The sequence below is a fragment of the Pseudomonas sp. NFPP28 genome (assembly GCF_900115535.1).
Lineage (GTDB): Bacteria > Pseudomonadota > Gammaproteobacteria > Pseudomonadales > Pseudomonadaceae > Aquipseudomonas > Aquipseudomonas extremorientalis.
This window is the reverse complement of the sequence record NZ_FOWT01000001.1, coordinates 134,267-155,732: the sequence shown is the minus strand read 5'-3', so window position 1 is coordinate 155,732 and position 21,466 is coordinate 134,267. Positions and strand designations below refer to the sequence as shown.

The following is a 21,466-nucleotide window of genomic DNA, read 5'->3' as shown; positions in this document are numbered from 1 at the left end:
CTACAGATCAATAGAGATGTGATTAAATAGCGATGAAATACATGACTGCCCGGCCGGAAAGCGAACTCGCAGGCTTGACAAGACACACCCTGAAACGTATGTTTCAAACAAGTGTTTGTCAGGCGGAGTAGCCATGGCCCAGTCGGAAACCGTTGAACGCATTCTCGATGCTGCCGAGCAATTGTTCGCGGAAAAAGGATTTGCTGAAACTTCATTGCGGCTGATCACCAGCAAGGCTGGCGTCAACCTCGCAGCAGTGAACTATCATTTCGGCTCAAAAAAAGCCCTGATCCAGGCGGTGTTCTCGCGCTTCCTGGGGCCGTTCTGCGCCAGTCTCGACCGTGAACTCGAGCGTCGCCAGGGCAAGACCGACCACAAGCCGACACTCGAAGAGCTGTTGGAAATCCTCGTTGAACAAGCATTGGTGGTTCAACCGCGCAGCGGCAACGACCTGTCGATCTTCATGCGCCTGCTCGGCCTGGCGTTCAGCCAGAGCCAGGGTCACTTGCGGCGCTATCTGGAGGACATGTACGGCAAGGTATTTCGTCGCTATATGTTGCTGGTCAACGAGGCCGCTCCGCGTATTCCACCGATTGAACTGTTCTGGCGCGTGCATTTCATGCTCGGAGCTGCGGCGTTCAGCATGTCGGGGATCAAGGCGCTGCGGGCGATTGCCGAGACTGATTTCGGCGTCAACACCTCTATTGAACAGGTCATGCGCCTGATGGTGCCGTTCCTGGCCGCCGGTATGCGTGCTGAAACCGGTGTGACCGACCCGACGATGGCTGCCGCCCAATTACGTCCGCGCAGCAAATCCGCGCCAAGCCCCGCCAAGGTTTGAGCCACCCGGGTGTGCGCAGCCGCCTGCATCCGCTAAGCTAGCGGCCCATGCCGAATTCAGCTATTTACTCGCAACCTGTTGTGCTCACTGTGCCTGGTGGGGGCAACGGGTTGTGTGCGTTTTATAAGGAAGGTTTATGACTGCTGCCCTGCAAGGTTCTTTGATGGTCGACGTTGCCGGCACTTGGCTCACGGCCGAGGATCGCCACCTGCTGCGCCAGCCTGAGGTGGGTGGCCTGATCATTTTTGCGCGCAATATCGAGCACCCACGCCAGGTACGCGAGCTGAGTGCGGCGATTCGTGCCGTGCGCCCAGACCTGCTACTGGCGGTCGACCAGGAAGGCGGTCGCGTACAGCGCCTGCGTCAGGGCTTTGTGCGCCTGCCGGCCATGCGTGCCTTGGCGGATAACCCGAATGCAGAGTACCTGGCCGAGCAGTGCGGCTGGATCATGGCCACCGAAGTACTGGCCGTGGGCCTGGACCTGAGCTTCGCCCCGGTGCTGGACCTGGATTATCAGCGCAGCGCCGTGGTCGGCACCCGTTCCTTCGAGGGCGACCCCGAGCGGGCCACCGTGCTGGCGGGTGCATTCATCCGTGGGATGAACAGCGCCGGCATGGCCGCCACCGGTAAGCACTTCCCCGGTCACGGCTGGGCCGAGGCCGATTCCCACGTCGCCATTCCCAATGATGAGCGTAGCCTGGAACAGATTCGCGCCAATGACCTGGTGCCTTTCGCACGCCTGAGTAAGCAACTGGCGGCTGTGATGCCCGCGCACGTCATCTACCCGCAAGTCGACACCCAGCCAGCCGGCTTCTCGCGCCGCTGGTTGCAGGACATCCTGCGCGGCGAGTTGCAGTTCGATGGGGTGATTTTCAGCGATGACCTGTCCATGGCGGGGGCGCATGTGGTCGGTGATGCTGCCAGCCGCATCGAGGCCGCGTTGACGGCCGGTTGCGACATGGGACTGGTGTGCAATGATCGCGCGGCGGCTGAGTTGGCACTGAGTGCGGCGCAGCGCATGAAGGTCACGCCATCGGTGCGCATTGCGCGCATGCGTGGGCAGGCGGTTGCTTCGACCGAGTACAAGCAGGATCCGCGTTGGTTGGCGGCGCTGACTGCGTTGCGGGATGCTCAGCTGATCGGCTGAACATTGCGTCGAGTCCATCGGGGCAAGCCCCCTCCCACATGACGACTGCGGTCAAATGTGGGAGGGGGCTTGCCCCCGATGGCGATCGAGCTGTCAGCGCTTTTCCTGTTTGTTGGGCAACGGCGCAAACAGCGCTTCTATATCCTCGTTGCCCAACTGCCAATCCCCGGTCGTACGGCCATCCAGCACACCTGCCGCCAGGTCGGACTTTTCCTTTTGCAGGTGCTGGATTTTTTCCTCCACCGTGCCCCGGGCAATCATCTTGTAGACGAACACCGGCTTCTCCTGGCCGATGCGATACGCACGGTCAGTCGCCTGGTTCTCCGTCGCCGGGTTCCACCAGGGGTCGTAATGGATCACCGTGTCGGCTTCGGTCAGGTTCAAGCCCACACCGCCGGCCTTCAGGCTGATCAGGAAAATCTGTAGTTTGCCGCTCTGGAAATCCTTCACCGGCGTGCGCCGGTCCCGCGTCTGGCCGGTCAACAAGGCGTAGGCAACACCGCGCTTTTTCAGCTCGACTTCGATCAGGCTCAACATTGAGGTGAACTGGGAAAACAGCAGGATCCGCCGACCTTCCTCAAACAACTCCTCAAGCATTTCCATCAAGCTATCGAGCTTGCCCGAGCTGCTGCCACGGGCGGGCAGGGTGGCGTCGTTGACCAGGCGCAGGTCGCAGCACACCTGGCGCAGCTTGAGCAGCGCCTCAAGAATGATGATCTGGCTGCGTGCCACGCCCTTGCGGGTGATCTCGTCGCGGACCTTCTTGTCCATGGCCAGGCGCATGGTTTCGTACACGTCACGCTGGGCCTCGTTGAGGTCGACCCAATGGATGATCTCGGTCTTGGGCGGCAGCTCAGTGGCCACCTGTTCCTTGGTGCGGCGCAACAGGAAGGGTTTGATCCGACCGTTGAGGTGCTGCAGTCGTACGTCGCTGGCGCGCTTTTCGATGGGCACGCGGTAATCGCGGTTGAAGCTTTTTACGTCACCCAGCCAGCCCGGCAGCAGGAAGTGGAACAACGACCACAGCTCACCCAGGTGGTTTTCCAATGGCGTACCGCTCAGGCACAGGCGCTGCCGCGCATTCAGTTCGCGTGCCGCCTGGGCCGCCTTGCTGGACGGGTTCTTGATGTACTGGGCTTCATCGAGGATCAGTACATGCAGGGGCAGGGCCTTGAGCTGGTCGATGTCCTTGGGTAGCAGTGCATAGGTGGTCAGCAGCAGGTCATAGTCCTGCAGGTTCGCGAAATGTTTCTTGCGGGCTGCGCCATACAACGCCATCACTTTGAGTTGCGGCGTGAAGTGCGCCGCTTCGTCCAGCCAGTTGGGAATCAGGCTGGTGGGCATCACCACCATGCAGGGGCGATCCAGGCGCCCGGCGTTCTTTTCAGTGAGAATATGCGCCAGGGTCTGCAGGGTCTTGCCCAGGCCCATGTCATCCGCAAGTATCCCGCCCACATCAAGCTGGCGCAGCGACTGCATCCAGCTCAAGCCTTCCAGTTGATATGGACGCAGGGTCGCGTTCAGCCCTTCGGGCGCCACGCAGGTGAAATCCTTGATGTCCCGCAGGCGTTGGGCGAAGTTGCGGATCTTTTCGCCGCCTTCCCACTGCAGCGGCAGGTCTTCCAGCGGGTTAAGGCGGATTGCATCAGCCTTTGCCAGGCGCAGCGTGGTGGTGCCGGCTTCCTGTAGATAAAACTCACCGAGGGTGGCCAGCACCGGTTTCAGTCGGCCATAGGGCAACGCCACTTGTATGGGGCCGTGGCCATTGGGCAGGCCAGGGATATTCACCAGGATCAGCTCATCATCGCGACGCCGCGCCAGCTTCTCCGGGTTGAGGATCTCGGTGTGGGAGCGCATCAGGTTCAGCAGGATCGGCAACAGGCTCAGTCGCTCGCCGTTGACGATGATCCCCAGCTCCAGATCGAACCAATCACGCTCCGGACCTTCATCTACCGTGGCGTACCAGTCATCGACGGCGCTCAGGTCGAAGCCGAAATCATCATCGATCAGCAGCTCCCAGCCTTCGGCCCGCAAGGTCGGCGTGGCATTGAGGGTGAAGGTCAGCCAGGCACTGTCATTGACCATCTCGAACAGTTCCCCGGCGCTCTCAGGCAGGGCTTTGCTCTGGCGCGTAGCGATCTTGAAGCCCAGCAGGCGCAGTTGCTCGCGGTACGGCTGTTCCAGCTCGGGATGGCGCTTGATGCGCAGGCTCTGGGTGTCCTGGCGCACGATGATGTCAGTGTTTTTCTGCCCGCTGACATAGTTGCCCAAATAGTTGAACGACAGCGCCGCCCTGTGCTGGATATAGCGCTGCATCTTGCCGTTGCGTGGTTCGAACGCGCTGAACTCCACGCTGGCCATCCACAGGCGCGGCACCGGCACCACATCCTCCATGACCACCTGCGGCAACACCGCGCGGTTTTCCAGGACTGCCTGGAGTTTTTCCAGCAGTTCTGCGTCCTGGGCGGCAGCGGGGAAGGCCAGGGTTTCCTGGACCTTGAGCAATACCGCCGCGATGTGTTTGCAGTTGGTGCGCACCGGGCAAGTGCAGCGGCTGTCCACCAGGATCAACGTGCCTTTGGCCGATTCGCGCAGCGAAATGGTCTGCCGGTAGACGTTGCCGCCTGAGCCTTCGCAACTGGCGATGATGGTGCTGTCGCCGGATTCGACGATGCGCACCCGGTTCTCCAGGGCATAACGCCGCCCGCGCTCAAGGCTCTGCTCTTTAAAGCGATTGGCCCACGAAGGGGCCAGGGGTTTGGTCAGCGACGACGTCAGGGGCATGGCGATGGATCAGTCCTGCAGGTCGGGCGGTGGTGCGCTGGGGGGCTTGGCGGTCAGCGAGGTGATCTTGATCAGCAACGCCAGGTGGCCGCCGTCCAGGTAGTTGAGCTGGTTGTTCTTGGTGCGCACGTCGGTCTGGCTCAGGTGTTCGCTGGCGATCACGCTGCCGTTGGCGTCGAACTGGTTGATCCAGAAGTTCGCATCGATATCGGTAAAACGCCCCAGTTGCAGGCTCAGCACGCCCTCGATGGGGAACTGGCCGAACTGCTCCTGGCCGTCCGTGATGGCGACCTTGACCGGCTGCTCGCCCAGGTTCTGTTCCCAGGCCTTATGCAGCAGCACCGTGTAGGTGGAGTCGGCGCGCAGCTTATCGACAATGTTGGACAGGCGCGGCGGGCTCAGCCGGTCGCCCAGGCGCGCGGCGCCAGCATCCCAGTTTTCCGGGGCGGCGCGGCTGTTGATCACCGGTTCGGCGTTCTGGCGCACCAGGATCATTTCCACCTGGTACGGGCTGTCGGCGAACGCCGCAGGTGCCGCGACCACCAACAACAGGCTCAACATGCGGAACAGGCGCATTCGGGCGTCCTTCAAGCAGATTTCGGGATGAGGCGCTCGAACAGCGCCTCCAAGGTGTTAAAACGTTCTTCGGCGCGTTCCATCGGCACCATGAACTTGAACAGCGTAGCCCCTTCGAACTTGTAGCGGTTGGGCTGGCCCTGGATCAGCTTGATCAGCACCAATGGGTCCACGGGGGTCTGCGCCTCGAATTCGATGCGCCCGCCCTGCGGTCCGGCGTCGACCTTCTTGATCCCCAGTTGCTCGGCCTGCAATTTGAGCAGGGTCAGGCGCACCAGGTTCTTGGTCGGCTCGGGCAACAGGCCGAAGCGGTCGATCATCTCCACCTGCAGGTCCTTGAGGCCTTCTTCGTCGGTGGCCGAAGCGATGCGTTTGTACAGGATCAGCCGTGCGTGCACATCCGGCAGGTAGTCCTCGGGAATCAACGCAGGCAAGCGCAGGTTGATCTCCGGGCCGCCGCCCAATGGTTGATCGAGGTTCGGTTGCTCACCCTTGCGGATGGCTTTCACCGCACGCTCAAGCATTTCCATATACAGGGTGAAACCCACCGCCTGGATCTGCCCGCTCTGGCCATCGCCCAGCAGTTCGCCGGCGCCACGGATTTCCAGGTCGTTGGTGGCCAGCACAAAACCGGCGCCCAGGTCCTGGGTGTTGGCGATCGCTTCCAGGCGTTTTTCCGCATCGCCGGTGATTTGCTGGCGCGGTGGCGTCAGCAGATAGGCATAGGCCTGGTGGTGGCTGCGTCCGACGCGGCCGCGTAACTGGTGAAGCTGTGCCAGGCCGAACTTGTCGGCGCGCTCGATGATGATGGTGTTGGCGCTCGGCACGTCGATCCCGGTCTCGATGATGGTCGAGGCGATCAGCACGTTGAAGCGCTTGTGGTAGAAGTCGCTCATCACTTGCTCGAGTTCGCGCTCGCGCATCTGCCCATGGCCGATGGCGATACGCGCCTCCGGCACCAGCTCGGCCAGGTCGGCGGCGCATTTCTCGATGGTTTTCACATCGTTGTGCAGGTAATAAACCTGCCCGCCGCGCAGCAGTTCGCGCAGCAGCGCTTCCTTGACCGTGCTTTTGTTCTGCTCCATCACGAAGGTGCGCACCGACAGGCGACGTGCCGGCGGCGTGGCGATGATCGACAGGTCGCGCATGCCGGACACCGCCATGTTCAGCGTACGCGGAATCGGCGTGGCGGTGAGGGTGAGGATGTCGACTTCGCTGCGCAGGGCCTTGAGCTGTTCTTTCTGGCGCACACCAAAGCGGTGTTCTTCGTCGATGATCACCAGCCCCAGGTTCTTGATCTTCACGTCATCCGACAGCAGCTTGTGCGTGCCGATCACGATGTCGATCTTGCCTTCGGCCAGGTCGGCGACGGCAGCATTCACTTCCTTGGCTGATTTGAAGCGGCTCATCACTTCGACGGTCACCGGCCAATCGGCAAAGCGGTCGCGGAAGCTGTTGTAGTGCTGTTGGGCGAGCAGGGTGGTGGGCACCAGGATCGCCACCTGTTTGCCGCCATGCACTGCGATGAAGGCGGCGCGCATCGCCACTTCGGTCTTGCCGAAGCCCACGTCGCCGCAGACCAGGCGGTCCATCGGCTTGGGCGCGAGCATGTCGGCGCGCACCGCTTCGATGGTGGTTTGCTGGTCTGGGGTTTCTTCAAAGGCGAAGCCGGCGCTGAAGGTGGCGTAGTCAGCTTTCGGGTCGGCGAATGCATAACCCTCGCGGGCAGCGCGGCGGGCGTAGATGTCGAGCAGCTCGGCGGCGACGTCGCGCACCTGTTCGGCGGCCTTGCGCTTGGCTTTCTGCCAGGTCTCGGAGCCCAGGCGGTGCAACGGCGCCAGGGCGTCGTCGCTGCCGGTGTAGCGGGCGATCAGGTGCAGGTTGGCCACCGGCACGTAGAGCTTGGCGCCCTCGGCGTATTCCATGGTGAGGAATTCGGCGGCCTGGTTGTCGATCTCCAGGGTCTGCAGGCCCAGGTAACGGCCGACGCCATGGTCGATATGCACCACCGGCGCGCCTTCGCGCAGCTCGGTCAGGTTCTTGATCACCGCGTCGTTGTTGGCGTCGGCGCGTTTTTCACGGCGGCGGCGCTGCATCACGCGTTGGCCGAACAGCGGGCTTTCGGCAATTAATGCCAAGGCTGGATCGTCCAGCAGCAGGCCTTCGTCCAGTGGCGCGATGGTGATCGCCAGGCGGTCTTTGCTCGCCACAAAATCCGGCCAGCTGTCGACGGTTTTCGGGCGCAGCTTCAGGCGTTCCAGCAGCTCCAGCAGCACCTCTCGGCGACCAGCGGATTCGGCGGTGAACAGCACACGGCCCGGGAAGTCACCGAGGAAGTTGGACAGCGCTTCCAACGGTTGCGTGGCTTTGGCCTGGATCGCCAGGTCCGGCAGCATTCCTGCCGGGAAGCGCTCGCGGCCGGCGCCTTTTTCCACATCCTGCTGGCTGGCGACCACGCGTGGCCAGTTTTTCAGGCGGGCGAAGCAGTCTTCTACCGGCAGGAACAACTCGGCGGGCGGCAATAAAGGACGCGATGGATCGACGCGGCGCTCTTCGTAGCGGTTGCGCACATCGTTCCAGAAGTTTTCCGCCGCTTGTTCGATACCGGGCAGCGAGAACACCTGGGTGTCTTGTGGCAGGTAGTCGAACAGGGTGGAGGTTTCGTCGAAGAACAGCGGCAGGTAGTACTCGATACCGGCCGGGGTAATCCCGCTGCTCAGGTCCTGGAAGATCGGGCAGCGGCGGAAGTCCACGTCGAAGCGTTCACGAAAGCGCGCCTTGAAGCGGGTGACCGCGTCTTTTTGCAGCGGGAATTCCCGTGCCGGCAGCAGCTTGATCGAGTCTACTTTGTCGATGGAGCGCTGGTTCTCCGGGTCGAAGGTGCGCAGGGTTTCGATTTCGTCATCGAACAGGTCGATGCGATAGGGCAGTTTGCTGCCCATCGGGAACAGGTCGATCAACGCACCGCGCACCGCGAACTCACCGTGCTCGTATACCGTATCGACGCAACGGTAGCCGCTGGCTTCCAGGCGCGTGCGCATCTGCTCCACATCGAGCTTCTGGCCGACATCCAGCACCAGGCTGCTGCCCAGCAGGAACTTGGTCGGCGCCAGGCGATGCAGTGCCGTGGTGATCGGCACCACCAGCACGCCGTGGGCCAGTTCCGGCAGGCGGTACAGGCTGGCGATGCGCTGGGAGATGATGTCCTGGTGCGGCGAGAACAGGTCGTAGGGCAGGGTTTCCCAGTCGGGGAAATGCAGCACCGGCAAATCGGGGGCGAAGAAGCTCAGCTCCTGCTCCAACCGTTCGGCGCTTTGGCTGTCGGCGGTGAGCAGCAGGGTAAAGCGCTTGGCTGCGCTGGCAGCCTCGGCGATGGCCAGGCTCAGGGCGGCACCGGGCAGGTTGCCCCAATGCTGTTTACCTGCCTCGGCAGGGAGTAGCGGTAGACGCAGAACGGGCACGGAAGGTTGAGCTCCAAGCGTTGCGACAAAGTCGGTAATTGTAACGGCCCAAGGTGCCGCCTGTCAGTTTCTGACTGAGCCTATTACGGTTTGCGGGAAATGTAGTGGCTAAGACAAACAATGGCGCGTTTTGACTCAATATGTAGTGCCGAAATACGCGATTGTTTAGGAGGGTTACGGACAAGTTGGCCTGCTCTCCCAACTGGTGGCCTTCTGGAACCCGCGTATTTACTGGGCTGTAGCGGGGCGGTATTTTTTGGCAAGGGGTTTTTGTTGTGGCGCGCGCATTGCTCCGAGGGCGGTCGGGCGGCATAATGTAGCCCCTTTTTTCAGCCCCTACATGTGGAAGGTTCCCGTGACTCAGAAGCCCGACCAGTGTCTTGGTGAATGGATCGACCGTGAAGCACTCGCAGAAGCGATGATCCCGCTTATCGGTCAGCTGTACCGCAATAACAATGTGGTGAGCTCGATCTATGGCCGCAGCCTGATCAACCAGTCCGTCATCGCGATTCTCAAAGCGCACCGCTTTGCACGCCATCGCTCTGCGGACGACAGCGAACTCTCCGTCCACGAAACATTCCCACTGCTTAAAGCCATGAGCGAGCTCAAGCTCGGCGCGGCCTCGGTAGACCTGGGCAAGCTGGCCTACAAATTCCGCAAGGAAGGCGCCGGCCGTACCGCCGAGCAGTTCGTGCGTGAAGAAATGGCCGATGTGGTTGGCCAGCAAAATGCCGCGGCCCGCAAAGGTACCGACGTGGTGCTGTACGGCTTCGGTCGTATCGGCCGTCTGCTGGCACGCATCCTGATCGAAAAAACCGGTGGCGGCGACGGCCTGCGCCTGCGTGCCATCGTGGTGCGCAAAGGCGCCGAGAACGACCTGACCAAGCGTGCAAGCCTGCTGCGTCGCGATTCGGTACACGGTCCGTTCAACGGCACCATCGTCATCGATGAAGAAAACAACACCATCACCGCCAACGGTAACCTGATCCAGGTGATCTACGCGAAGAACCCGTCCGAGGTGGATTACACCCAGTACGGCATCAAGGACGCCCTGCTGGTGGACAACACCGGTGTATGGCGTGACGCCGAGGGCTTGGGCCAGCACCTGGCCTGCCCGGGTATCGACCGCGTTGTGCTGACCGCGCCTGGCAAGGGCAAGCTGAAGAACATCGTTCACGGCATCAACCACGCTGACATCACCGCTGACGACAAGATCGTGTCCGCCGCGTCCTGCACCACCAACGCCATCGTGCCGGTGCTGAAGGCGGTGAATGACAAGTTCGGCATCGTCAACGGCCACGTCGAGACGGTTCACTCGTACACCAACGACCAGAACCTGATCGACAACTTCCACAAGGGCGATCGCCGTGGCCGTAGCGCCGCGTTGAACATGGTGATCACCGAGACCGGTGCTGCCACCGCTGCAGCCAAGGCCCTGCCTGAGCTGGCCGGCAAGCTGACCGGTAACGCGATCCGCGTGCCGACGCCGAACGTGTCCATGGCCATCCTCAACCTGAACCTTGAGAAAGCCGCCACCCGTGAAGAGATGAACGAGTACCTGCGCTACATGGCGCTGCACTCGGACCTGCACAAGCAGATCGACTTCGTCAACTCGCAGGAAGTGGTCTCCACCGACTTCGTAGGCTCGCGCCACGCCGGTGTGGTGGACGCCGAAGCGACCATTACCCAGGACAACCGCGTTGTCCTGTACGTGTGGTACGACAACGAGTTCGGCTACAGCTGCCAGGTGGTTCGCGTGATGGAAGACATGGCTGGGGTCAACCCGCCGGCGTTCCCGCGTTAAGCATTTGCGTTGAATGAAAAGCCCCGACTGGTTCGGGGCTTTTTTGTGGCTGGAAGGGCCTCATCGGGGGCAAGCCCCCTCCCACATTTAAACCGCATTCCTGCAGGGTGAATGCGGTCCAGTGTGGGAGGGGGCTTGCCCCGATGACGTCAGTCCAGACAATACACGCCTTCATTCCAGCAACCTCTCCGACAAGCCCTTGGGCGCTAACCAGACCCCCAGGTAAGCCTTCGCCAGCTCATTATCGCTGCTGCTGAACAACACTTCGCCATTGATTTCCAGGTCCAAGCCGCGTCCGGGTCGAAAATCCAGTGCGTAGCGATCACCGCTATGGATGTTGCGAAAGACGGCATGCAGTTTGTCCACTTCGGATTTCAAGCGGTCGCTGATGTGCTGGCGCGCCAGTGTGGTGTTGGCGGCCTTGATCACGTCGTTGCGGTCGATGTCGCGAAAGTAATACAGCGTCAGGCGCAGTGCTGCCTGTTGGTCCCAGGCCTGCTTGGCGTTCAAATCCGGCGGGGCGTACAGCGCGGCCGCATACACATCCGCCCAGAGGTACGTGAGCACCGTCTGGTTTTTCAGCACCAATGCCTGGGAGTGTGCCGGAAAGTCGGCCTGCCTGAGTCGATTCGGCTCATTGGCCTGTGCGGCGATCGACAACATCAGCATTAAACCGAAAACCAGATGCCGCATAATGGCGCGTCCCGAAAAGATCCGTGGCTACAGGTTAATTCATTTTCCGGCAGCGACAGGGTTCAGGGATAATCTGCGCTGTGTAGTAAAGGCATTGCTGGCCTACGACGCGACCAAGGGTTAATGTTCGCGGCGTTGAGCCTTATATAGACTGTGCCCCGGTTCACACACTTGAGCCAAATTGTCCTTCATGACCGCTGGCCGCGGCATGATTTAGCCAGGCGTCCAACCGTACGCCTGGCCTGTTCTGAGGAGTACGCATGGCTGTCTACAACTACGACGTGGTGGTACTGGGTTCCGGCCCGGCTGGAGAAGGTGCGGCGATGAACGCTGCCAAAGCTGGGCGCAAGGTGGCGATGGTCGATAGCCGTCGCCAGGTCGGCGGTAACTGCACCCACCTGGGTACCATCCCGTCCAAGGCGTTGCGTCACTCCGTGCGCCAGATCATGCAATTCAACACCAACCCGATGTTCCGGGCCATTGGTGAACCACGCTGGTTCTCGTTCCCGGACGTGCTGAAAAGCGCCGAGAAAGTCATCTCCAAGCAAGTCGCGTCGCGTACCGGCTACTACGCCCGTAACCGCGTCGACCTGTTCTTCGGCACCGGCAGCTTTGCCGACGAGCAAACCATCGAAGTGGTCTGCCCCAACGGCGTTGTCGAAAAGCTGGTGGCCAAGCACATCATCATCGCCACCGGTTCGCGCCCGTATCGCCCGGCGGACATCGATTTCCACCACCCGCGTATCTACGATAGCGACACCATCCTGAGCCTGGGCCACACCCCGCGCAAACTGATCATCTACGGCGCCGGCGTGATCGGCTGTGAATACGCGTCGATCTTCAGCGGCCTGGGCGTACTGGTGGAGCTGGTGGACAACCGCGACCAGTTGCTGAGCTTCCTCGACTCGGAAATCTCCCAGGCGTTGAGCTACCACTTCAGCAACAACAACATCACTGTACGCCACAACGAAGAGTACGAGCGCGTCGAAGGCCTGGACAACGGCGTGATCCTGCACCTCAAGTCCGGCAAGAAGATCAAGGCCGATGCCTTGCTGTGGTGCAACGGCCGTACCGGCAACACCGACAAGCTGGGCATGGAAAACATCGGGGTCAAGGTCAACAGCCGTGGCCAGATCGAAGTGGACGAGAACTACCGCACCTGCGTGGCGAACATCTACGGTGCCGGTGACGTGATCGGCTGGCCGAGCCTGGCCAGTGCCGCCCATGACCAGGGCCGTTCGGCGGCAGGCAGCATTGTCGACAATGGCAGTTGGCGCTACGTGAACGACGTGCCGACCGGGATCTACACCATTCCCGAGATCAGCTCGATCGGCAAGAACGAACACGAACTGACCAAGGCCAAGGTGCCTTACGAAGTGGGCAAGGCGTTCTTCAAGAGCATGGCGCGTGCGCAGATCGCCGGCGAGCCGCAAGGCATGCTGAAGATTCTGTTCCACCGTGAAACCCTTGAGGTACTCGGCGTGCATTGCTTCGGCTACCAGGCGTCGGAGATCGTGCACATCGGCCAGGCGATCATGAACCAGCCGGGCGAGCTCAATACCCTCAAGTACTTCGTCAACACCACGTTCAACTACCCGACCATGGCCGAAGCCTATCGGGTAGCGGCCTACGACGGCCTCAACCGGCTTTTTTGAGCGGCTCCGGCCGGTGGCCTGAGCCGGCCGGGGAGACCGATTTCAGTAATTCCCGAGGGTGGCAGTGGCCAAACCGGGAAAGTCTGTAATCAGGCTATCTACGCCGAAGTCGGCGAGCCTGCGCATCAGCGCGGGTTCGTTGACCGTCCACACGGACACGTGCAAGCCCTGGCGCTGGGCTTTTTCCAGTCGCTCAGGGGTGCACAGCGTCCAGTTCAACGCCAGGATCTCACAGCCATAGTTCTGCGCGACCTTCAGCGGGTCGAGCCAGGCGTATTCGGCAACCAGCCCGCGTGACAAGTCGGGTGTGAGCTCAACCGCTGCTTTCAATACTTCCCGCGAACTTGAGGTGACGGTGACTTTGTCCATCAGGCCAAAGCGCACGGCCATTTCGCGGATCGCCAACACGGTGGTGGCGGCTCGGGTGCGCGAGGCGCTTTTGACTTCCAGTTGCCAGTGATCGAAGTCGCACTTCTCGAACAGTTCTTCCAGGCGTGGGATCGGGCAGGGCTTGACCCAACCCGGGCCGCCTTTGCGCGCATCCATCTTCACCAGGTCGGCCGCCGAATACTCGACGACTTTGCCGCGCCGGTCGGCGGTGCGCTTGAGGGTCGGGTCGTGGATGACCATCAACTCGCCGTCCATGGACAGGTGCAAGTCCAGTTCGCAGCGGCGTACGCCGTGCTTGAGGCATTCCTGGAAGCTGGTCAGGGTGTTTTCCGGTGCTTCGCCTTTGGCACCGCGGTGGCCGTAAATCAGGGTCACAGTTGCTCCTATGCGCCAGGTCTGCTGGCGGGGTAATACGAATTCAGGTGTCCTGGGCGTCGCTCTGTTCCCGCGCCAGGCGCCGTTCCTGCGCCTGTTTCTGCAGGATATAGCGCGCCAGCAATTGGCGTTGGGCGTCGGTCATGGCTTCGAATTCCGTGCCCACGTCAAAACCTGTGCCCTTGGGATCGCAATGGGTGACGCGGGCGCGCAGCAGCAGGCCAAGTGCCTGGGGCATCAGCACCAGCTTGACCGCCAGGTGCGCACCGGGCGACAGGGGCGTGGGGTGTTGGAAGTCGATACCGCCTTCGGAAATGATCACCGGCTGCGGCGCGCCGACTTCATCCAGCAGGCCGCGCGCCATGATCTGGCTGAGCAGGTCCAGGCGTTTGTTCTGTACTTTGAGGAACGCGGCCAGGCTGCGATCTTTCTCATTGATCTGGCGCAACAGGTGCTGGGCCTCGAATTCGCTCAGGTGCAGTTCGCTGAGCAGATTGAACAGCGGCGAATCATCCAGCAACACTTCCTTGCTCGCCGCCTCGGGGGCAGACAGGCTTTTGATTTGGAGTGCGATCATGTCGGCGATACGGTAGTATTCGCGGCGCTCTTCTTCATCTAATGTCGACATGGCGAACCCCAAGTAGCGTTAATGGTCTGAGTGTAAAGCTGCTTACCAGACCCCGCCACCGGGACGTCTTCTTTTCCTCCGAACAAGCCCCGACATGTTCAGACCTCTCTTCGTATTTATCGGCACGCGTTATACCCGTGCAAAGCGTCGCAATCATTTTGTGTCGTTCATTTCCTTGACCTCGATGATCGGGCTCGCCTTGGGCGTGGTCGTGATGATCGTGGTGCTGTCGGTGATGAATGGCTTCGATCATGAGATGCGCACCCGCGTGCTGGGCATGGTGCCCCACGCCACCATCGAGGGCGATGCGCCCATCAGCGACTGGCAAAGCCTGGCCGCCAAGGTCAAGCAGAACCCCAAGGTACTGGCCGTTGCGCCGTTTACCCAGATGCAAGGGTTGCTGACCAACGACGGCAAGGTGCAGAAGATCCTGCTCAATGGCATCGACCCGGCCCAGGAACGTAATGTGTCGATCATCGACAAGTTCATGTTGTCGGGCAAACTCGATGACCTGGCGCCCGGCGAGTTCGGCATCGTGATCGGCGACAAGGCGGCGGCCAAGCTGGGCGTGGGCCTGGGCGACAAATTGACCTTCGTCGCGCCGGAAGTCACCGTGACCCCGGCCGGCATGTTCCCGCGCATGAAGCGCTTTACCGTGGTGGGCACCTTCCACGTCGGCGCCGGCGAGATCGACGGCTACCTCGGCCTGACCAACCTTACCGACCTGGCCCGCCTGCACCGCTGGCAGTCGGACCAGGTGCAGGGCCTGCGCCTGAAGTTCAACGACCTGTTCGACGCACCGCGCACCTCGTGGGAAATCGCCCAGCATTTGGGCGACAGCCAGTACTACGCCCGCGACTGGACGCGTACCCACGGCAACCTCTACCAGGCCATCCGCATGGAAAAAGCCATGATCGGCCTGCTGTTGCTGCTGATCGTCGCCGTGGCCGCCTTCAATATCATCTCCACGCTGGTGATGGTGGTGAACGACAAGAAGGGCGATATCGCCATCCTGCGCACACTCGGTGCCACGCCGGGGCAGATCATGGCGATCTTCATGGTGCAGGGCACCGTGATCGGCGTGGTCGGCACTTTGATCGGCACGGCGGTCGGCATTCTGGCCGCGCTGAACGTGAGTGCCGCCATCGCCGGCCTCGAAACCCTGATCGGTCACAAGTTTCTCAACGCCGACGTCTACTTCATCGACTACTTGCCGTCCCAGGTGCAGGCCCAGGACGTGTTGATGGTAGGCGGCGCGGCGTTGGTCCTGAGTTTCCTTGCCACCCTGTATCCAGCCTGGCGCGCGGCGCGTACCCAGCCAGCACAGGCCTTACGTTATGAGTGAATCGGGCATGAGTGAAAAAGCAATCCTGAGCTGCCGCAACCTGGGCAAATCCTATGAGGAAGGTCCGGAGTCGGTGGTGGTGCTGTCCAACCTGCAACTTGAGCTGCACCCGGGCGAGCGCGTGGCGATCGTCGGCAGTTCCGGTTCCGGCAAAAGTACCTTGCTGAACCTGCTGGGCGGCCTGGATACGCCGTCCCAGGGCAGCGTATGGCTGGCCGGTGAAGAACTCTCGGCCCTCGGCGAAAAGGCCCGTGGCCAACTGCGCAACCGCTCGCTCGGTTTTGTGTACCAGTTCCACCACCTGTTGCCGGAATTCACCGCCCTGGAAAACGTGTGCATGCCGCTGCTGATCGGCAAGACCGCGATCCCGGAAGCCCGCCAGCGCGCCAAGGCCCTGCTGGAGCGCGTCGGCCTCGGTCATCGCCTGGAGCACAAGCCGGCCGAACTGTCCGGCGGCGAGCGCCAGCGTGTGGCAATCGCCCGTGCCCTGGTGAACAACCCGGGCCTGGTGATGCTCGACGAGCCTACCGGCAACCTTGACTCCCACACGGCCCAGGGCATCAAGGACTTGATGCTGGAACTGAGCACCCAGATGCGCACTGCGTTCCTGGTGGTGACCCATGACATGAGCATGGCCCGCCAGATGGACCGCGTGCTGCACCTGCAGGAAGGTCACCTGGTCGCCATCTGACCCGTTTCAAGCCCGGTGCTTCATGCGCCGGGCTTTTTCATTTTTTCAGGCGGTGCAAGCGAATGTTCAGACCGTTATCGATTTTCATCGGCACGCGCTATACCCGCGCCAAGCGCCGCAACCGTTTTGTCTCGTTTATCTCGATGACCTCGATGATCGGCCTCGCCCTGGGCGTGTTGGCGATGATCGTGGTGCTGTCGGTGATGAACGGCTTCCAACGCGAAATGAGCTCACGCATCCTCGGCATGGTGCCCCATGCCACCATCGTCGGTGTGAACCCGATCGATAATTGGCAACCCGTGGCCGCCGCCGCGATGAAGAACCCGGAAGTCACCGCAGCGGTACCATTCACACAGATGGACGGCATGTTCTCCTACAAAGGCGCGATGCAGCCGATCGAGATCAGCGGCATCGACCCGGCGCAGGAAGGCAAGGTGTCGATCGTGGCCCAGCATATCGTGCAGGGCAAACTGGATGACCTCAAACCCGGCGAATTCGGCGTCGTGGTCGGCGAAATCACTGCCCGGCGTTTCCGCCTGAATGTGGGCGACAAGCTGACCCTGATCGTGCCGGAAATCAGCACTGCGCCGGGTGGCATCACCCCACGCATGCAGCGCTTGAACGTGGTGGGGATCTTCAAGGTCGGTGCCGAACTGGATGGCTCCATGGCCATGATCCACATGGCCGACGCTGCCGAGATCCAGCACTGGCAGCCAAACCAGGTGCAAAGCGTGCGCCTGGCGGTGAAAGACCTGTACGCGGCACCCAAGGTCTCGGCGGATATCGCCGCCAGCCTGGGCAGCGGCTACAAGCCCGATGACTGGACTCACACCCAGGGCAGTCTGTTCAGCGCGATGAAGATGGAAAAGACCATGATCGGTCTGCTGTTGCTGATGATCGTCGCCGTGGCGGCATTCAACATCATCGCCACCTTGATCATGGTGGTGAACGACAAGGGCGCGGACATTGCGATCCTGCGCACCATTGGCGCCACGCCACGACAGATCATGGCGATCTTCATGGTGCAGGGCACGGTGATCGGCATCGTCGGCACCTTGATCGGTGGCGTATTGGGCGTGATTGCGGCGTTGAATGTGAGTGAACTGGTGGGTTGGATGGAGCGGGTCACCGGGCAGCATATCTTCAGTTCGGACGTGTATTTCGTCAGCAACCTGCCTTCGGAACTGCAGGGTGGGGATGTGGTGCTGATTTGCACGGCGGGGTTTGTGTTGAGCTTTTTGGCGACGCTGTACCCGGCGTATCGGGCGGCGAAGATTGAGCCGGCGCATGCGCTGAGATATTCGTAATATTCAAGACCGCCATCGGGGGCAAGCCCCCTCCCACACTTTGATCTGTGAATACATTCAAATATGGGAGGGGGCTTGCCCCCGATAGGGCCGGTACAGCTTGCATCAATCTCCAGCAGGCAACTCGATCACAAACCGTGTCCATCCCGCCCCGGATTCACAATAAATCCTCCCCCCATGCGCCCGCACAATCGATTGGGTAATCGCCAACCCCAGCCCCGCATGCTCGCTACTGCCTTCATGCCGCGCCGGGTCGGCCCGATAGAATCGGTCAAACAATCTTGGCAGCAACTCGGTTGGAATACCGCCCCCGGTGTTTTCGACTGAAAGCCTCACCCCATCTTCCATACGCACACGCACTTGGCCACTTTGCGGGGTGAACCGCAGCGCATTATCCAGCAGATTCGACAGTGCCCGCCGCAACATCCCACGGTCGCCCGTCGTATGGGCCGTGCCCTCGCGAACCAGGCTGATTTGCCTGTCCTCCGCCAGCAGCGTGAAAAACTCCAGTAACGCATCCACTTCATCAGCCAGCGCCAACGGCTCGCGCTTGGGCATCAGCAAGCCATGATCCGCCTTGGCCAGGTACAACATGTCGTTGACCAGTTGCGCCATCCATTGCAGCTCTTCCAGGTTGCTGTGCAGCGCCTCGCGGTAATCCTCCAGCGGCCGCGGCTGGGTGAGGATGACCTGGGTCTGGGTCAGCAGGTTCGACAGCGGCGTGCGCAGTTCGTGGGCGATGTCGGCGGAGAACGCCGAGAGACGTTGGAACGCGTCTTCCAGACGACCGAGCATGGCGTTGAAGTCCTGTGCCAACTCGGCCAGTTCCACCGGCATATGTTGCTGGGGCAGGCGCTGGGTCAGGGAATGGGCCGACACACTGGCGGCCACTTCGCCCATGCGCCGCAACGGACGCAACCCGCTGCGAGCGGCGCATGCGCCGAGCAGGGCAGTGGCCAGGGCTGACAGGCCGACGGTGAGCCAGATCAGATGCTGCATGCGTTGCAGGAAATGTTGATGGTGGGTGATATCGAGCATCAGCGTCAGTTGCGGCGAATCCGGCTGGTCAGCCCTCAGCGGCGCGTTGTAGACACGGTAGTCGGTGTCGGCGTTTTGCAGGCTGTGCAGGCCGGGCGCTGCGGGCAAGTCGATGCTGGGTGCATCGTCCAGCCAGCGTTGGCCGGCCGCGGTGATACGCAGGGTCAGGTCGGGCTGGCGACTGAGTTCGGCGCGCAATTGCGCTTCACGCTGGGCCAGCGCTTCCCGTGAGTCGACCCCCTGCAACGTACTGCGCAGCGCGACCAGCTTGCTGTCGAGCTGTTGCTGGTCCAGCTCAATGAAGTGCGCTTCGCTGGCACGGTTGAACAGCACGCCGGCAATCAACGACACCACCGCTGTGCAGGCGGCAAACAGCAACGCCAGGCGGCTGGCCAGGGACAGGCGCTTGATCAATTGACCCGCTCCTCCAGCACATAACCCATGCCGCGTACGGTGTGGATCAGTTTGTTGGGGAAGTTATCGTCGACTTTCAGGCGCAAGCGGCGGATGGCGACTTCGATGATGTTGGTGTCGCTGTCGAAGTTCATGTCCCACACTTGGGAGGCGATCAGCGATTTGGGCAGCACTTCGCCCTGGCGCCGCAGCAGCAGTTCCAGCAGTGAGAATTCCTTGGCGGTCAAGTCGATGCGCTGTCCGTCCCGCTCGACGCGGCGGCGGATCAGGTCCAGGCGCAGGTCGGCCAATTGCAGCGCAGTTTCCTGCGGTGTGCTGCCGCCCCGGCGCAACAGGCTGCGCACGCGGGCCAGCAGCTCGGAAAAGGCGAACGGCTTGACCAGATAGTCGTCGGCGCCCAGTTCCAGGCCGTGCACGCGGTCTTCCACGGCATCGCGGGCGGTGAGGAACAGCACCGGGATATCCAGGCCGGCGCTGCGCACGGCTTGGAGGATCTGCCAGCCATCCCGGCCCGGCAGCATCACATCGAGGATCAGCAGGTCGTAGTCACCGGTCAATGCCAGGTGCTGGCCGCTGGTGCCGTCAGCCACCAATTCGGTGGTAAACCCTGCCTCGGCCAGGCCCTGGCGCAGGTAGTGGCCGGTTTTGGGTTGGTCTTCGACGATCAGCAGTTTCATGGGCGGCTCTTGGCAACGATGGACGACGGCTTTATACCTTGGGTGCCAGGGCAGGAGGGCAACCTGACAAAGTTGTAATCTAGCAGTCAGCTGGCTGGCAGCGGCGCATTCTTAGAGTGTTCCCCTGCCTGGTCACACATTTTGGAGAAAACAGATGGCGTTGCGTACACCCTTGTTGTTGGCGGGTTGCCTGTTGGCGTTGAGTGTTGAGGCGATGGCCGATGGCGCCCATACCTATGCGTTCGGTGAAGCTGCACCGGCGAGTAAGGCCACGCGTACCGTGGAAGTGACCCTGCAGGACATTTCCTTTTCGCCCAAGTCCCTGGATGTAAAAGCCGGTGAGACGGTGCGCTTTGTACTGGTCAACAAAGGGCAGTTGCTCCACGAATTCAACCTGGGTGACGCGGCGATGCATGCCGAGCACCAGAAGGAAATGTTACAGATGCAGGCCAGCGGTATGCTCACGTCCACCGGCATGGGCAACATGGACCACGGCGCCATGGGCCATGGTGCGATGAAGCATGACGATCCCAATAGCGTATTGGTCGAGCCCGGTAAAACCGCCGAGCTGACCTGGACGTTCACCCAGGCCACGGGCCTTGAGTTTGCCTGCAACCTGCCGGGGCATTACCAGGCGGGCATGGTCGGCAAACTCAACATCGATTGATCCGCTGGCGCTTAGGCGCGGGGGCAAAGGCTGGTAGACTGGCGCGGTTTATTTAGCCAGGTTTCCGCCATGCATCCCGCAGCCGAACATTCGCCGCTGGGCAAGTCCAGTGAATACATCTCCACCTACACCCCGTCGTTGCTGTTCCCGATTCCACGCGCCGCCAAATGGGCCGAACTGGGCCTGAGCGCCGAGACCCTGCCGTACAAGGGCGTGGATTTCTGGAACTGCTTCGAACTGTCCTGGTTGCTGCCGTCGGGCAAGCCGGTGGTGGCCATCGGCGAATTCAGCATCCCGGCCGACTCGCCGAACATCATCGAGTCCAAGTCGTTCAAGCTGTACCTCAACTCGCTGAACCAGACCGCGTTTGCCGATACGGCCAGCCTGGAAGCCACCCTGCGCACAGACCTCAGCACCGCAGCCGGTAAACCGGTGAGCGTGCGCATCCGCAGCCTGGCCGAGATCGAGGCCGAAGGCGTGATGGCGCTGCCGGGCGTTTGCATCGATGATTTGGATATCAGCGTCAGCAACTACGAGCACCCGCGCCCGGAGCTGCTGCGTTGCGATGACTCGCGCATCGTCGAAGAAAGCGTGCACAGTCACCTGCTCAAATCCAACTGCCCGGTCACCAGTCAACCCGACTGGGGCAGCGTGGTGGTGGAGTACCGTGGTCACGCGTTGGAACACGCCAGCCTGCTGGAATACATCGTGAGCTTTCGCCAGCACTCGGACTTCCATGAACAGTGCGTGGAGCGCATCTTCCTGGACCTGCAGCGCTTGCTGAAGCCGGAAAGATTGACGGTGTATGCGCGCTATGTGCGGCGGGGTGGGTTGGATATCAACCCGTATCGCAGTACTGAAGATGTGGCGTTCCACAACGTGCGCCTGGCCCGTCAGTAGGCTTATTGCAAGATAAATGTGGGAGGGGGCTTGCCCCCGATGGCGGAGTGTCAGTCACAGAACCTGTGTCTGA

17 protein-coding genes are annotated in these 21,466 nt (G+C 61.5%); 9 read left to right on the top strand and 8 right to left on the bottom strand.

Translation table 11 applies throughout. The features are described from left to right. Nucleotides 1–133 precede the first annotated feature (133 nt). Both BM110_RS00810 and nagZ read left to right on the top strand, forming a co-directional pair. A complete protein-coding gene (locus BM110_RS00810) occupies nt 134–841 on the top strand; it encodes a TetR/AcrR family transcriptional regulator (RefSeq protein ID WP_071489011.1) in 708 nt (235 codons plus the stop codon). Nucleotides 842–977: 136 nt separating this feature from the next. Further along, on the top strand, nt 978–1,988 hold the full coding sequence (nagZ, locus tag BM110_RS00805; RefSeq protein WP_093512004.1) for a beta-N-acetylhexosaminidase: 1,011 nt from the start codon (nt 978–980) through the stop codon (nt 1,986–1,988). Nucleotides 1,989–2,081: 93 nt separating this feature from the next. Here nagZ and BM110_RS00800 read toward each other — a convergent pair whose 3' ends face one another. Genes BM110_RS00800 through mfd form a run of 3 tightly spaced genes read right to left on the bottom strand, consistent with a single transcriptional unit; the run spans nt 2,082 to nt 8,809 of the window. Then, the gene (locus tag BM110_RS00800) at nt 2,082–4,772 is read right to left on the bottom strand and encodes a DEAD/DEAH box helicase (protein ID WP_092247384.1); all 2,691 of its coding nucleotides are present in this window, start codon (nt 4,770–4,772) and stop codon (nt 2,082–2,084) included. Nucleotides 4,773–4,781: 9 nt separating this feature from the next. Beyond that, complete coding sequence (locus BM110_RS00795; protein ID WP_093512002.1) at nt 4,782–5,348, bottom strand: CsiV family protein; 567 nt, start codon at nt 5,346–5,348, stop codon at nt 4,782–4,784. An 11-nt stretch (nt 5,349–5,359) separates the two neighbouring features. After that, entirely contained in the window at nt 5,360–8,809 is a 3,450-nt protein-coding gene (mfd, locus tag BM110_RS00790) for a transcription-repair coupling factor (RefSeq protein ID WP_093512000.1), read from the bottom strand. Nucleotides 8,810–9,149: 340 nt separating this feature from the next. Here mfd and BM110_RS00785 point away from each other — a divergent pair, with 340 nt between their 5' ends. Next, nucleotides 9,150–10,613, top strand: a complete 1,464-nt coding sequence (locus tag BM110_RS00785) for a glyceraldehyde-3-phosphate dehydrogenase (RefSeq protein ID WP_071489016.1) — start codon at nt 9,150–9,152, stop codon at nt 10,611–10,613. Nucleotides 10,614–10,784: 171 nt separating this feature from the next. Here the strand turns inward: BM110_RS00785 and BM110_RS00780 are convergent, their stop codons facing one another. Continuing rightward, nucleotides 10,785–11,306: a chalcone isomerase family protein gene (locus BM110_RS00780; RefSeq protein WP_093511997.1), complete on the bottom strand. Its 522-nt coding sequence runs from the start codon at nt 11,304–11,306 to the stop codon at nt 10,785–10,787. A 260-nt stretch (nt 11,307–11,566) separates the two neighbouring features. Between BM110_RS00780 and sthA the strand changes: the two genes are divergently transcribed. Continuing rightward, nucleotides 11,567–12,961: a Si-specific NAD(P)(+) transhydrogenase gene (gene sthA / locus BM110_RS00775; protein ID WP_016975273.1), complete on the top strand. Its 1,395-nt coding sequence runs from the start codon at nt 11,567–11,569 to the stop codon at nt 12,959–12,961. Between the two features lie 42 nt (nt 12,962–13,003). Here sthA and BM110_RS00770 read toward each other — a convergent pair whose 3' ends face one another. Both BM110_RS00770 and BM110_RS00765 read right to left on the bottom strand, forming a co-directional pair. After that, complete coding sequence (locus BM110_RS00770) at nt 13,004–13,726, bottom strand: glycerophosphodiester phosphodiesterase (protein WP_016975274.1); 723 nt, start codon at nt 13,724–13,726, stop codon at nt 13,004–13,006. A 43-nt stretch (nt 13,727–13,769) separates the two neighbouring features. Then, nucleotides 13,770–14,354 (bottom strand): PilZ domain-containing protein, encoded by a 585-nt coding sequence (locus BM110_RS00765; protein WP_071489018.1) that lies wholly within the window; start codon nt 14,352–14,354, stop codon nt 13,770–13,772. 94 nt (nt 14,355–14,448) lie between these two features. Between BM110_RS00765 and BM110_RS00760 the strand changes: the two genes are divergently transcribed. From BM110_RS00760 to BM110_RS00750, 3 genes are all read left to right on the top strand, one after another. Beyond that, nucleotides 14,449–15,699: a lipoprotein-releasing ABC transporter permease subunit gene (locus tag BM110_RS00760; protein WP_093511995.1), complete on the top strand. Its 1,251-nt coding sequence runs from the start codon at nt 14,449–14,451 to the stop codon at nt 15,697–15,699. Between the two features lie 7 nt (nt 15,700–15,706). Continuing rightward, complete coding sequence (lolD, locus tag BM110_RS00755) at nt 15,707–16,390, top strand: lipoprotein-releasing ABC transporter ATP-binding protein LolD (protein ID WP_017477213.1); 684 nt, start codon at nt 15,707–15,709, stop codon at nt 16,388–16,390. Between the two features lie 62 nt (nt 16,391–16,452). After that, nucleotides 16,453–17,697: a lipoprotein-releasing ABC transporter permease subunit gene (locus BM110_RS00750; protein ID WP_093511993.1), complete on the top strand. Its 1,245-nt coding sequence runs from the start codon at nt 16,453–16,455 to the stop codon at nt 17,695–17,697. A 105-nt stretch (nt 17,698–17,802) separates the two neighbouring features. Here the strand turns inward: BM110_RS00750 and BM110_RS00745 are convergent, their stop codons facing one another. Together BM110_RS00745 and BM110_RS00740 are read right to left on the bottom strand one after the other, a co-directional pair. Then, complete coding sequence (locus tag BM110_RS00745) at nt 17,803–19,149, bottom strand: heavy metal sensor histidine kinase (RefSeq protein WP_093511991.1); 1,347 nt, start codon at nt 19,147–19,149, stop codon at nt 17,803–17,805. Continuing rightward, on the bottom strand, nt 19,146–19,826 hold the full coding sequence (locus BM110_RS00740; protein ID WP_058424549.1) for a heavy metal response regulator transcription factor: 681 nt from the start codon (nt 19,824–19,826) through the stop codon (nt 19,146–19,148). The genes BM110_RS00745 and BM110_RS00740 overlap by 4 nt, the downstream gene beginning before the upstream one ends. A 154-nt stretch (nt 19,827–19,980) precedes the next feature. On the opposite strand from BM110_RS00740, the gene BM110_RS00735 reads away from it, so the two are divergent. Next, the gene (locus BM110_RS00735; protein ID WP_093511989.1) at nt 19,981–20,493 is read left to right on the top strand and encodes a copper-resistant cuproprotein CopI; all 513 of its coding nucleotides are present in this window, start codon (nt 19,981–19,983) and stop codon (nt 20,491–20,493) included. A 69-nt stretch (nt 20,494–20,562) separates the two neighbouring features. Then, entirely contained in the window at nt 20,563–21,393 is an 831-nt protein-coding gene (gene queF / locus BM110_RS00730; protein WP_093511987.1) for an NADPH-dependent 7-cyano-7-deazaguanine reductase QueF, read from the top strand. Nucleotides 21,394–21,466 lie beyond the last annotated feature (73 nt).

Excerpts from the sequence above, each read along its gene's own strand:
- sthA (WP_016975273.1), top strand. The coding sequence starts at position 11,567 with ATGGCTGTCTACAACTACGACGTGGTGGTACTGGGTTCCGGCCCGGCT.
- BM110_RS00760 (WP_093511995.1), top strand. The coding sequence starts at position 14,449 with ATGTTCAGACCTCTCTTCGTATTTATCGGCACGCGTTATACCCGTGCA.
- BM110_RS00765 (WP_071489018.1), bottom strand. The coding sequence starts at position 14,354 with ATGTCGACATTAGATGAAGAAGAGCGCCGCGAATACTACCGTATCGCC.
- BM110_RS00740 (WP_058424549.1), bottom strand. The coding sequence starts at position 19,826 with ATGAAACTGCTGATCGTCGAAGACCAACCCAAAACCGGCCACTACCTG.
- nagZ (WP_093512004.1), top strand. The coding sequence starts at position 978 with ATGACTGCTGCCCTGCAAGGTTCTTTGATGGTCGACGTTGCCGGCACT.
- BM110_RS00800 (WP_092247384.1), bottom strand. The coding sequence starts at position 4,772 with ATGCCCCTGACGTCGTCGCTGACCAAACCCCTGGCCCCTTCGTGGGCC.
- BM110_RS00795 (WP_093512002.1), bottom strand. The coding sequence starts at position 5,348 with ATGCGCCTGTTCCGCATGTTGAGCCTGTTGTTGGTGGTCGCGGCACCT.
- BM110_RS00735 (WP_093511989.1), top strand. The coding sequence starts at position 19,981 with ATGGCGTTGCGTACACCCTTGTTGTTGGCGGGTTGCCTGTTGGCGTTG.
- BM110_RS00780 (WP_093511997.1), bottom strand. The coding sequence starts at position 11,306 with ATGCGGCATCTGGTTTTCGGTTTAATGCTGATGTTGTCGATCGCCGCA.
- BM110_RS00750 (WP_093511993.1), top strand. The coding sequence starts at position 16,453 with ATGTTCAGACCGTTATCGATTTTCATCGGCACGCGCTATACCCGCGCC.
- BM110_RS00810 (WP_071489011.1), top strand. The coding sequence starts at position 134 with ATGGCCCAGTCGGAAACCGTTGAACGCATTCTCGATGCTGCCGAGCAA.
- lolD (WP_017477213.1), top strand. The coding sequence starts at position 15,707 with ATGAGTGAAAAAGCAATCCTGAGCTGCCGCAACCTGGGCAAATCCTAT.
- BM110_RS00785 (WP_071489016.1), top strand. The coding sequence starts at position 9,150 with ATGTGGAAGGTTCCCGTGACTCAGAAGCCCGACCAGTGTCTTGGTGAA.
- queF (WP_093511987.1), top strand. The coding sequence starts at position 20,563 with ATGCATCCCGCAGCCGAACATTCGCCGCTGGGCAAGTCCAGTGAATAC.